10 protein-coding genes are annotated in these 12,085 nt (G+C 67.6%); 2 read left to right on the forward strand and 8 right to left on the reverse strand.

What is annotated here, in order from left to right:
* Positions 1–9: 9 nt before the first annotated feature.
* The 4 genes from PKD06_RS05785 to PKD06_RS05800 all read right to left on the reverse strand — a co-directional run bounded on the left by PKD06_RS05785 (position 10) and on the right by PKD06_RS05800 (position 5,589).
* Positions 10–978 (reverse strand): ABC transporter permease, encoded by a 969-nt coding sequence (locus tag PKD06_RS05785; RefSeq protein ID WP_324378508.1) that lies wholly within the window; start codon positions 976–978, stop codon positions 10–12.
* 84 nt (positions 979–1,062) lie between these two features.
* Complete coding sequence (locus tag PKD06_RS05790) at positions 1,063–2,652, reverse strand: ABC transporter substrate-binding protein (protein ID WP_324378510.1); 1,590 nt, start codon at positions 2,650–2,652, stop codon at positions 1,063–1,065.
* Between the two features lie 54 nt (positions 2,653–2,706).
* On the reverse strand, positions 2,707–4,143 hold the full coding sequence (locus PKD06_RS05795) for an aldehyde dehydrogenase family protein (protein WP_324378523.1): 1,437 nt from the start codon (positions 4,141–4,143) through the stop codon (positions 2,707–2,709).
* A gap of 75 nt (positions 4,144–4,218) precedes the next feature.
* Positions 4,219–5,589: an aspartate aminotransferase family protein gene (locus tag PKD06_RS05800; protein ID WP_324378525.1), complete on the reverse strand. Its 1,371-nt coding sequence runs from the start codon at positions 5,587–5,589 to the stop codon at positions 4,219–4,221.
* A 250-nt stretch (positions 5,590–5,839) separates the two neighbouring features.
* Between PKD06_RS05800 and PKD06_RS05805 the strand changes: the two genes are divergently transcribed.
* Entirely contained in the window at positions 5,840–6,802 is a 963-nt protein-coding gene (locus PKD06_RS05805; RefSeq protein ID WP_324378511.1) for a LysR family transcriptional regulator, read from the forward strand.
* A 6-nt stretch (positions 6,803–6,808) separates the two neighbouring features.
* Here the strand turns inward: PKD06_RS05805 and PKD06_RS05810 are convergent, their stop codons facing one another.
* Positions 6,809–8,323, reverse strand: a complete 1,515-nt coding sequence (locus tag PKD06_RS05810; RefSeq protein WP_324378513.1) for a 4-hydroxyphenylacetate 3-hydroxylase N-terminal domain-containing protein — start codon at positions 8,321–8,323, stop codon at positions 6,809–6,811.
* Between the two features lie 89 nt (positions 8,324–8,412).
* Here PKD06_RS05810 and PKD06_RS05815 point away from each other — a divergent pair, with 89 nt between their 5' ends.
* Positions 8,413–9,048 (forward strand): helix-turn-helix domain-containing protein, encoded by a 636-nt coding sequence (locus tag PKD06_RS05815; RefSeq protein ID WP_324378515.1) that lies wholly within the window; start codon positions 8,413–8,415, stop codon positions 9,046–9,048.
* Positions 9,049–9,076: 28 nt separating this feature from the next.
* On the opposite strand, the gene PKD06_RS05820 is transcribed toward PKD06_RS05815, so the two are convergent.
* From PKD06_RS05820 to PKD06_RS05830, 3 genes are all read right to left on the reverse strand, one after another.
* Positions 9,077–9,799 carry an MgtC/SapB family protein gene (locus tag PKD06_RS05820; RefSeq protein ID WP_324378517.1) on the reverse strand — a complete coding sequence of 241 codons (723 nt, stop codon included), beginning with the start codon at positions 9,797–9,799 and terminating at the stop codon, positions 9,077–9,079.
* A gap of 15 nt (positions 9,800–9,814) precedes the next feature.
* Entirely contained in the window at positions 9,815–11,404 is a 1,590-nt protein-coding gene (gene serA / locus PKD06_RS05825; protein ID WP_324378519.1) for a phosphoglycerate dehydrogenase, read from the reverse strand.
* A gap of 65 nt (positions 11,405–11,469) precedes the next feature.
* Positions 11,470–11,919 carry an SseB family protein gene (locus PKD06_RS05830; RefSeq protein ID WP_324378521.1) on the reverse strand — a complete coding sequence of 150 codons (450 nt, stop codon included), beginning with the start codon at positions 11,917–11,919 and terminating at the stop codon, positions 11,470–11,472.
* Between the last annotated feature and the right edge of the window lie 166 nt (positions 11,920–12,085).

The following is a 12,085-nucleotide window of genomic DNA, read 5'->3' on the forward strand; positions in this document are numbered from 1 at the left end:
CGGCGTTCCTCAGGCGGCGGCGATGCGCGGATCGACGATCCGGTAGGCGAGGTCGGCGACGAAGTTGACGATGACCACGACGATCGCGGTGACGAGGAAGATGCCGAGGAGAACGGGATAGTCCCGCTGCATCAGCGCATCGAACATGAGCCGGCCGATGCCGGGCCAGGCGAAGACGGTCTCGGTGAGGATCGCCCCCCCGACCAGCTGGCCCGCCTGCATGCTGGCGAAGGTGAAGACGGGCAGCACCGCGTTGCGCAGCACGTGGCGCCGGACGATGCGGGTCTCCGGCACGCCCTTCGCCCGCGCCGTCTTGACGAAGTCGAGCCCCATCACCTCCAGCATCGAGGCCCGCGTCAGGCGCGCATAGACGGCCATGTAGAAGAGGCCGAGCGTCACGGCGGGCAGGACGAGGTGGTGGGCGATATCCAGGGCGCGCCGGAAGCCGGTATAGTTGGCGCCGATGGTTTCCATGTCGAAGGGCGGCAGGATGTCGAGCTGGATCGAGAACAGGAGCACCGACATCAGCGCGATCCAGAACAGCGGCGTCGCATAGAACAGCAGCGCGAGGGTGGTGATGACGCTGTCCAGCACGCGCCCGCGGTTCTTCGCTGCCAGGACCCCGAGCAGCACGCCGCTCGCGAGCGAGAAGACGAAGGCGGCGCCCGTCAGGAGCAGGGTCGCGGGCAGGCGCTCCAGGATCAGGTGCAGCACGGAGACCTGGTTGCGGTAGGAATATCCGAGATCGCCCGTGAGCACGCCGGCGAGATAGCGCCAGAGCTGCATCGGCAGCGGCAGGTCGAGGCCGAACTGCTTGCGCAGGGTCTCCAGATATTGTGGATCGCCGGAGCCCGCCTCGCCGGCCAGGATGGCCGCGGGATCGCCGGGCGCGAGCTTGATCAGCAGGAAGTTCAGGATGATCACGCCGATGACCACCACGGCGGCCTTGCCCAGCCGTTGCAAGGTGAATGCGAACATGGACGACCGGCCTCACGTCGAGCGGCGAGGGGGACGGTCCGGGCCGGGGCCCGGACCGTGGGTGGGATCAGGCGGGAGGGCGGGCTACTTCGCGATCCAGACGTCGTCCATGGGCTCGTTCAGGCCGATGCCCGTGCGGACGAGGTTCTTCACCTTGCTGCGGTAGATCGTCGTGTTCTGCATGTCGAAGAGCCAGATCAGCGGCACGTCTTCGGCCAGGACCTTCTGCGCGGCGCTGAAGGCGGCGGCGGCTTCCTCCTGCGTCCGCGCGTCGGCCGCCTTGTTCAGCAGCTCGTCCAGCGCCGGGTTGACGTAGCCCTCGTTGTTTCCGGCATGCGTGCCCTTGACGATGTTGTTGCTCAGGTAGTTGCGCGACACGCCCTGCGCCGGATGGCCGAACTGGTAGAGGAAGTTGAAGGTCAGGTCGAAATTGAAGCTGCCGATGTTCTGGAGCCAGCCGCCGGCATCCACCGCCTGGATCGTGACGACGAAGCCGAGAGCCTCGAGCTGCTGCTTCACATATTCGGTGAGGCGGTCCCAGGTCGCGCCGTAGGGCAGGCCCATGAGGCGGATCGGATGCTTCTTGAGGTCGATGCCCGACTGGGCCACGAGCTTCTTCGCCAGCGCCATGTCGAAATTGTACTGCTGGATATTGGGGTCCCGGAACAGCTCCGTCGCGGCGAAGGGCCCCTTGGCCACGGCGCCCTGGCCGAAGAAGATCGTGTTCACGATGAAGTTGCGGTCGAGCGCGTGATAGATCGCCTTGCGGATGTCCCGGTTGGCGAAGACTTCGAGGCGAAGGTTCGGCTGAAGGAACGCCTGGGGCGAGAAGAATTCCCAGCCCGCCGTCGTGCTCTCCACCCCGGGCTTGGCCTTCAGGGTGCGGACGGCGAAGCCTTCCACGTCGCCCCCTCTCAGCACGTCCACGGTGCCGCGCTCGAAGGCGATGCTGCGCGAGGCCGCGTCCGGGATCACGCGGAAATAAAGCTCGTCCAGATAGGGCTTGCCTTCCTTCCAGTAGTTCTCGTTGCGCACCAGGTGGACGTAGCTGCCCCGCTGCCATTCCTTGAACTTGAAGGGGCCGGTCCCGATCGGCGTAGCGTTGGCGGGGTTCCGGCGGAAATCCGTGCCCTGGTAGATGTGCCGCGGCATGATGGGGAACGAGCTCAGCTCGAATCCGTAGATGAAGGCCGAGAACGGCTTCTTCAGCCGGAAGACGACGGTCAGGTCGTCGGGAGCGGTGACCTTCTCGACATAGGATTCGGAGATCAGGCGCCAGCGCGGATGGGTGTCGACGAGGAACTCGGTCGCCGTGAAGACGACGTCCGCGGCGGTGAAGGGCTTGCCATCGTGCCATTTCACGCCGTCCTGGAGCGTGAACGTATAGGTCAGGCCGTCATCGGAGACCTTCCAGCTCTTGGCGAGCTGGGGGATCGGATTGAGCTTGGCGTCGTAGGTGAGCAGGCTCTGATAGATCTGGCCGGCGACGTAGAGGGTGGGCCCCTGCGTGTTCAGGCCGACGATCAGCATCGGCGGCTCTGGCTGCACGATCATGTTGAGCGCTCCGCCCCGCGTAGGCTGGGCGGAATCGCCGGTCTGGCCCATGGCCGCGCCGACAACGGAGACGCAACTCAATGCGGCGGCCGCAAAAATTCCGATTGTCTTGCGCAGCATGGTCGTATCACTTCCCCTGGTTGGACTGTTCTTGTGCGGAACGGGTGACGGAGTTCAGACGCTCCAGGCGGAGATCTGCTTGGAATCCATGAATTCCTCCAGCCCGCAGACGCCGCCCTCGCGGGCGCGGCCGGACGCCTTGACGCCGCCGAAGGGCGAGCCCCGGCCGAGCGCCTCGCCGTTCATCTCGATCATGCCCGCACGCAACTGCCGGGCCAGCCGATTGCGGCGCTCCCCGTTCTGGGACTGAACGTAGTTCGTCAGGCCGTAGACGGTGTCGTTGGCGATCGCGACCGCCTCCTCCTCCGTGTCGAAGGGAATGATCGACAGGACGGGCCCGAAGATCTCCTGCCGGGCGACGGTCATCTCGTTGGTGACGTCGGCGAAGACGGTCGGGCGGACGAAATACCCCCGGTTGACGCCCTCGGGCAGGCCCGTCCCGCCGGCGACGAGGCGGGCGCCCTCGTCGATCCCCTTCTGGATCAGGCCCTGGATCTTGTCCCACTGCACCTTGCTGACGACCGGGCCGATATGGTTGCCGGCCTGGTGGCCCGTGGCGACGGCGGTCTCGCGGGCGACCCGGGCGGCGGTCTCGACGGCGGCGTCATAGGCCGAGCGCTCGACCAACATGCGGGTCGGGGCGTTGCAGGACTGGCCGCTGTTGTAGAAGCAGTGGCGCGTCCCGCGCTCCACGGCCTTCGCATCCGCATCGGCGAAGATCAGGTTGGCGCCCTTGCCGCCGAGTTCCAGCGCGACCTTCTTGAGCGAGTCGGCCGCGGCCTTGGTGATGGCGATGCCGGCGCGGGTGGAGCCGGTGAAGCTGATCATCTCGACGTCGGGATGGGTCGAGAGCTGCGTGCCGACGCCGGCGCCGTCGCCGTTGACGAGGTTGAACACCCCCTTCGGCACGCCCGCCTCGTGGACGATCTCGGCGAACAGCATCGAGGAGAGGGGCGCGATCTCGGAGGGCTTCAGCACCGCCGTGTTGCCCGCGAGGATGGCCGGGAGGACCTTCAGCGTGACCTGGTTCATCGGCCAGTTCCAGGGCGTGATCAGCCCGACGACGCCGATGGGCTCCCAGGACACCATGCTGGTCGGGGCGTGGGGGCCGAGGGGGCGGACGAACTCGAACTCCTTGAAGGCGGTGATGAAGTTCTCGATGTGGTAGATGCCGACGCCCGTCTGGGCGGCGAGCGCCATGTCCTGGGGCGCGCCCATCTCGTCGGTGATGGCGGCGGCCATCTCGGCGGCGCGGCGCTTGTAGATGGCGAGGATCTTCTCGGCATAGGCCAGCCGCTCGGCCGGCGGGGTGCGCGACCACGCCGGGAAGGCGGCCTTCGCGGCCGCCACCGCGCGGTCGGTATCGGCCCGGTCGCCGAGGCTGATGACCGCGATCGCGTCTTCCGTCGCGGGATCGATGACCTCAAGGTCGTGGGCCTTGGCGGGATTCACCCAGGCGCCGTCGATATAGAACTTCCTCTTGTCGGCCATGTCGGTCATCCAATCCTCCCCAGCCGCCGCCCGCGGCGGCGAATATGCCTCTATAGTCTCGTCGGGCTCGTGGCGTTACCCCGCCGCGGCCTGCGCCTCGACCTCCCGCAGGGAGGCGGCGATGATCTCGAACATGTCGTCCGCCTGGCGCCGGGTCATGATGAGCGGCGGGCAGAAGGCGACCGCGTCGATCATGTTGCGGGAGATCAGCCCGTTGCGCTGCATGGCGGCGTTCATCAGCCCGCCCAGCCTGGCCGGCGTGGCGACGGACTTCGCCTTCTTGTCGTCGACCAGCTCGAGGGCGGCGATCAGGCCGACGCCCCGCACCTCGCCGACGATCGGGCTGTCGGCGAGCTGCGCCAGCCGGCCGCGGAAATGCGCGCCCACCTCGCGGGCATTGGCGACGAGGTCGCGCTCCTCGATGATGGCGAGGTTCTCGAGCGCCACCGCCGCCCCGACCGGATGCCCGCCGGCCGTGAAGCCATGTCCGAAGGTGCCGATCCGGCCGCTTTCCTCCGCGATCGGGTCGAAGACCCGGTCGTTGACCATGATGGCTGAGAAGGGGACGTAGCTCGACGTGATCTGCTTCGACATCACCATGATGTCGGGGCGCAGGTCGTAGGTCTGCGAGCCGAACATTTGCCCGGTCCGCCCGAAGCCGCAGATGACCTCGTCGGCCACGAAGAGGATGTCGTGCCGCGCCAGCACGGCCTGGATCTTCTCGAAATAGGTCGCCGGCGGCGTCACGACGCCCCCCGCGCCCATGACCGGCTCGGCGAAGAAGGCGGCGATGGTGTCGGGGCCCTCGGCCTGGATCAGCGCCTCCAGCTCCTCCGCGCAGCGCGTCGCGAAAGCCTCCTCGCTCTCGCCCTCGCGTCCCTCCCGCCAGTAATGCGGCGAGGAGGTGTGGAGCACGCGGCCGATCGGCAGGTCGAAGGAGCGGTGGTTGTTCGTCAGTCCCGTCAGGCTGGCCGCCGCGATGGTCACCCCGTGATATCCGCGCTGGCGGGCGATGACCTTCTTCTTGTCCGGCTTGCCCATGGCGTTCGAGCGATACCAGATCATCTTCAGGACGGTATCGTTGGCCTCCGAGCCGGAATTCGTGAAGAAGACCTTGCTCATCGGCACGGGCGCGAGGGCGATCAGCTTCTCGGCGAGGTCGATGATCGGCCCGTGGCTCTTGTGGCCGAAATTGTGATAGAAGGGCAGCTTGCGCGCCTGCTTCGTCATCGCCTCGACCAGGCGCGGCTCGTTGAAGCCGACGCCGACGCTCCACAGCCCGGAGAGCCCCTCGATGTAGCGGCGGCCCTCGCTGTCGAGGACGTAGATCCCCTCGCCGTGATCGATGATCATCGGGCCGACTTCGCGATGGCGCTCGGCATTGGTGTAGCCGTGGAAGTGATAGGCAATGTCGCGCGCCTCGGCCGTGCGTGCGAAATTCGTCATATCGTTCACTGCGGAAGTCCTCTTGTTCCTGCCCGGCGCCGATGGCGGGATCGCGGATGCCCGGGCGAGGACGATTCGCGGCGCGGCTGGGCGCCTTTCGGGAATCGCGTCCTGCCTCGCCTCATTGGCTGCGACCTCGGCTGCACGTGCGGATGTCGAACACTACAAGCCTCCCCGATTCTCTTCGACATCGGAAGTCTTGACCTCGGTTTGACGATTTGGAAACATTCGCGGCCGCACGGGTTCGAGCGTGACCAAGGCCCCCAAGCATTTTCGCGGAAAGCTCTCCGACGCGGACATCGCCCGGCTGCGGGAATTCGTCGAGATCGTCGCCGCTGGCGGCATCACCGCCGCGCAGGCGCGCCTCGGCAAGGGGAAATCCGCCATCAGCCTGGCTCTCACGAGCCTCGAGGAGCGCCTGGGCCTGCGCCTGTGCGAGCGCGGCCGTTCCGGCTTCCGGCTGACGGAGCAGGGGCATCTCGTCCATTCCGCCGCGGTGCAGCTGCTCCACGAGATCGGACGCTTCAGCGATTTCGTGGGGGCGGCGACGCGGCGGCTCGAGGACGAGATCACGCTGCATGCCGACGACAGCTTCGCATTCGAGTTCGCCGATCCGCTGTCGCGCGCCATCGCCCGCGTCAGCGATCTCTATCCGAACGTGAAGCTCAACGTCAGGATGACCTCGCCGGATCACATCTATGCCTCCGTCCTCGAAGGATCGGCGGATCTCGGCTTCACGACCCTGATCCGGCCGAACGCGGCGCTCGATGCGCTGGCGGTCTGCTCCGAGCGCATGGGCATCTTCTGCGGCCGCCATCACCCCCTCTTCCCGCGCGACGACGCCACCCTCGGCTACGAGGAATTGCGACGCTACAGCTTCGTCGCCTCGGAGGTGACGCAGGAAGAGGAGTTCTCCGAATTCATGCACGGCCTCGACATCAAGGCGTTCGCGCCGACCATCCTGTCCCGGATGGTTCTCATCCTGTCCTCGCGATATCTCGGGATCGTTCCCATCGAATTCGCCCGATACTGGGTCGAGAAGGGAGCCGTTCGCGAAATCAGCGTCGAGGGCGGGCGCACGACGAACAGGTGCTATCTCATCCACCGCAAGGCCCGCCCCCTGGGACTGGGGAGCGCGATCCTGAGGAGCATGATCATCGACGAGATCCGGCTCTCGACGATCGGGACCGGCGTGCAATATCCGAGGAAGTAGGATGAACTATCCGGCCGGTTCCGGCACCTGGCAGCCGGCCGTGCAGCAGCGGCCCGGCTGCTTCGAGACGCGGCGGGGGCCGTCGAGGAGGCCGCGGTCGAGAAGGGTCTCCACCAGCTCGACCTTCTCCATGACGGGATAGTTGCGCCAGATCTCGCGCTTCATCGCCTCCGGCGAGCCCCCGCCGTGCAGGGAGATGACCGAATACCAGCCCGCCTGGTGCGAGATGGTCAGGTCCTCGATGAAGCGCGCCACCTCGGCCCGGCGCTCGGCGGGAATGTCCGCCCGGCCGCCCATCACCGCGGCAAGCGACGCCTTCGTGTCCGGGTTGTGATCCTCGTCGGGGCCGGGCAGGGCGACGATCAATCCGCCCGAGACGTAATGCGCGACCCGGTGCATGTCGTAGATCCTGGTCGCGAGCAGCAGCTTGCCGATATTGGAGAAGACGGGATCGGGCATCGCGGATCCCGCCGGATCCTTCGTGCAATAGACCGAGGCCGCCACTCCGCAGGCGTAGAAGCTCTCCGTGATGGTGATCAGCTCCACCATCTGCTCGCGGATATGGGCGTGGCGCTCGGGGTCGAGCCCGTTCGCCTCGATCATCAGCGCCCCGGCCCCGATCAGCAGGTCGCCGAATCCCGCCCGCGCGCCGATGCAGGAATGGCGATGGTGGGTGGCGTAGGACGTGGTGAGGAAGCCGCCCTCCTCGGTCTCGCCCGCGAGGAAGACGCGCTCGTGCGGCACGAACACGTCGTCGAAGATCACGACGCCGACCGACTGGCCGTATTTCGCCGAGAATTTCGCCGCCGCCTCGCCGGGGCGGCCCGCGGGCCGCGCGACGATCGTGACGCCGGGGGCGTCGCAGGGGACTGCGCAGCACACCGCGAAAGCCTCGTCTCCGGGCAGGTGGGTCCGGCAGGGCATGACCAGGAACTCGTGCATGTAGGGCGCGCCCGTCACGATGGCCTTCGTGCCGCGGATGACGATCCCGTCCGGGCGCCGCTCCGTGATGCGGACATGGACGTCGGGATTGGCCTGCCGGCCGGGCCGGACGGATCTGTCGCCCTTCGCGTCCGTCATCGCGACGCCGAGCGTCAGGTCCCTGTCCTGGATCTCGTGCAGATAGGCCAGGAAGCGCTGGCCGTAATCCGTGCCGTGGCGGTCGTCCGTCCGCTTGGTCGCCTGGAAGATGCCGTTGAGCGCGTCATGGGTCAGGTAGCGCTGTGCGCAGCCGGAGGTCCGGCAGACCAGCCGCACGGCCTCGAGCTTGGACAGGAGGTCCTGCGACGTCTCGTCGATATGGAGCATCCGGTTGACGGTCTTGCCGGACGTTCCCTGCCGCGCCGTCATGATCGGCGCATGCTCCTCGCGGAGCGCGAAGTCGTAGGTGACGCCGACGCCGGCGATGCCCGGAGCGAGCCGCGGCTCGTCGGCGACGCTCTCGACAGGGCTTCCATCGATGAAAACCCGCGGCCTGTAGGCCCTGAGCGACTCTCGGTAGTCGGAAGCCGACATGAGCATGGCGCTCTATCCCCGCTTGTTCAAGAAATCTAACATTGTTAGATTAACTTGATCGATGTTTGAATTCGCGTCAAGCGGGCGGCGGGGGCATGGCCAGGAACCGGCAGAGCAGGAGGGAGGCGGTCAGCGGCCACAAGCGGGACTTGATCCTGGAGGCCGCGCGGCAGGTCTTCGCCGAGGAGGGGCTGGAAGGCGCGAGCCTTCGCGCCATCGCCATGCAAGCCGGGTACACGCCCGCCGCGCTCTATTTCCATTTCGAATCCAAGGAGGACATCTACGCCGAGGTGCTGAGGGCGTCCCTGCAATCCCTCGGCCTTGCCGTGAACCGGGCGATGGAACAGGCGCGATCTCCGGCGCTCAGGCTCGAGGCTGCCGCGATGGCGTTCTTCCGGTTCTATGCTGACAATCCGCGCGATCTCGATCTCGGCTTCTATCTCTTCCGCGGCGGGATGAAGCCGGCCGGACTCGGGCATATGCGCGATGTCGCATTGAACGCGGCGCTCGAGGCTGCCCTGCGTCCGGTCGCCGATGCCGCGATCGAGATGGGAGCCTCGCAGGAACGGGCGAACCTTCTGGTGGTCGAGTGTTTCGCGCACGCGGCCGGGCTTCTGCTGCTGCTCCATACGGGCCGCATCCGAATGTTCGGCGCCAGCGCGCTCGACATGATGGAATCCTTCGTGAAGGACCGCGTTTCGCAGCTCTCGCGAGACCGGCTCCCCGGATGACCGGCCGCGATCCCGCAGGCAATTCGCCCTATGACAGGGTCCGCGATGTCCAGCTCGCATGGATGACGCCCGGCTCGTGGCGCATGATCCGGGCGACGGTGTCGAGTTCGCTCGCGACGACAGAGGTGCTGACGAGCGTCGCCACGATCTCCGCATCCTCGGGCGTCTCGCGCTCGATGCGAACCTCGCGGATCGGGTAATCTGCCCTCTCGATGGTCTCGACGAGCCGGTCCCGCAGCGGCTCGACCCTCTCCGCCGCGACGGTCGCGCGCACCTCGTAGGTCGCTTCCGCGGAAGCCTCGTCGAGCGGCGCGCGGTTGATAGCGTTGACGAGGGGGCGCAGCAGCGTGTTGCCGGCGAGGACGAAGGCGGCGACGAGGACAGCCTCGCCGATCAGGTCCGCGCCCGCGCTGGCGCCGACCGCCGCCGCGCCCCAGAGGGTGGCGGCGGTGTTCAGGCCTCGGATCTGGGTGCCGTCCTTCATGATGACGCCGGCGCCGAGGAAGCCGACGCCCGAGACCACATAGGCGATGACCCGGACTGCGCCGTCGCGGCCGGCCAGCAGCATGCCGACATCCACGAAGGCGGCGGCGCCCACCGCGACGAGGACCGTGGTCCGCAGGCCCGCCGTGCGCTGGCGGTATTGGCGCTCGGCGCCGATCAGGGTCCCGAGCACGAAGGCCGTGCCGAGGCTGATCAGCGTGTCGAGAAGCGCGCCCGGATCGAAGGCCTGGACGGCGGCCAGCGTCATGGAAGCCGTTCCGCCTCAGAAGGCCAGGGGCTTGGCCTGCTTCACGCCCGGAATGGTCATGACGCGCTCGAGCACCTGCGCCGGCAGCCCGCCATCCACCTCGACGAGGGCGATGGCTGAGCCGCCGGGCCGGTCGCGGCCGAGGGCGAAGGTCGCGATATTGACCCCCGCATCGCCGAGCGTCGTCGCGAAGCGGCCGATGAAGCCGGGCTTGTCCTCGTTCGAGACGTAGATCATCGAGGGCGCGAATTCGGCCTCGACCTTGAGCCCCTTGATGTCGACGATGCGCGGCTTGCCGTCCGCGAAGACGGTGCCGGAGACGGCGCGCTCGCCGTTCTCGGTCTCGACCGCGACGGTGACGAGCGAATCGTAGTCGCCGGCCGCGTCGCGCACCATCTCCTCGACCACGATGCCGCGCTCCTTGGCGATCGAGGGGGCGGAGACGACGTTGATATCGGCCAGCATGGGCCGCAGGAGCCCGGCAATGGCGGCGCTGGTCAGCGCCTTGGTCTTCATCTGCGCGACCTCGCCCTCATAGGTGATGCGCACGCGCTCGAGGCCCGATTCGGTGAGCTGGCCCGCGAAGGAGCCGAGCTTCTCGGCGAGCGCGATGAAGGGCTTGAGGCGCGGCGCCTCCTCGGCCGTGATCGAGGGGAAGTTCACCGCGTTCGTGATCGCGCCCTTGAGCAGGTAATCCGACATCTGCTCGGCGACCTGGAGCGCGACGTTCTCCTGCGCCTCGGAGGTAGCGGCCCCCAGATGCGGCGTGCAGACGACGTTCGGATGGCCGAAGAGCGGGTTCTCCTTGGCCGGCTCGGCCACGAAGACGTCGAAGGCCGCCCCGGCCACATGGCCCGAATCGAGCGCCGCGCGCAGCGCCTGCTCGTCGACGAGCCCGCCGCGCGCGCAATTGACGATGCGCACGCCCTTCCGGGTCTTCGCGAGGTTGTCGGCCGAGAGGATGTTCCTCGTCTTCTCGGTCAGCGGCGTGTGCAGGGTGATGATGTCGGCGCGGGCGAGAAGGTCCTCCAGCTCCACCTTCTCGACGCCGAGGTCGAGCGCGCGCTCGGGCGAGAGGAAGGGGTCGAAGGCAATGACGCGCATCCTGAGGCCGATGGCGCGCTCGGCCACGATCGCCCCGATATTGCCGCAGCCGATGATGCCGAGCGTCTTGGCCGTGATCTCGACGCCCATGAAGCGGTTCTTCTCCCACTTGCCGGCCTGGGTCGAGGCGTCGGCGGCAGGGATCTGGCGGGCGAGGGCGAACATCATCGCGATGGCATGCTCGGCCGTCGTGATCGAGTTGCCGAAGGGCGTGTTCATCACGATTACGCCGCGGGCGGTCGCGGCCGGGATGTCCACGTTGTCGACGCCGATGCCGGCACGGCCGATCACCTTCAGATTTCTCGCCTCGGCCAGGATCTTCGGAGTGACCTTGGTGGCCGAGCGGATGGCGAGGCCGTCGTAATCGCCGATGATCGCGGCGAGCTTGTCCTTGTCCTTGCCGAGATCGGGCTGGAAATCGACCTCGACGCCGCGATCCTTGAAGATCTGGATGGCGGCAGGCGAGAGGGCGTCGGAGATGAGGACGCGGGGCTTGGTCATCGCGGAAACCTTGTCATTTCCTCGACTGTCATGGCCGGGCTTGTCGCGGCCGTGACAGTCGCGTGTCAGTGGGCGGTGAAATCGCCGCGCAGCAGCGCGGCGGCGTCGTTCGGGTCGAGGTCGAGCGCGTAGTCCGAGCCGGGATTGAGCACGAAATGCGCGCCCGGATGGCGGGTGAGGAGATCGCGCACCTTGTCGGGCGCGATGACGTGGTCGCAACGGTAGAAGGCTTGCGCCCGCACGGGCGCGGAGAAGAAGGGCACGGCTGTCACGCCGCCCCGCTCCGCCGACCCCAGCTCCAGCCGCACGCCTTCCGGGATGACGGCCCGGCCGTCCGGGCCGGTCTCGACCCGCGCCCCGTCGGCGAGAAGCAGGGCGAGATAGACCTCGCGGTCGAGCAGGTCGCGCATGAAGGCGGTGCGCAGATGCGGCTCGTGCGCCGCCCGGACCAGCTCGATTTCGAGATCGTTCCGGGGCGAGAAGGCGTCGGTGCCGATGCTGCTGTCGTCGGTCATGTGAGAACTCCTCGGCCAACCCTCCCCCCGCGGAGCGGCGGGGAGGGTCGAGTCGCGCCGAAGGCGCGACCGGGGTGGGTGGGGGGTCTCGAGGCGAGCACCTGGCCGGGCGGAAGGCGTCGAGCCCCCCACCCGGCTCGGCCTTCGGCCGAGTCCGCCCTCCCCA

The organism is Enterovirga sp. (assembly GCF_035325185.1).
Classification (GTDB): domain Bacteria; phylum Pseudomonadota; class Alphaproteobacteria; order Rhizobiales; family Beijerinckiaceae; genus Enterovirga.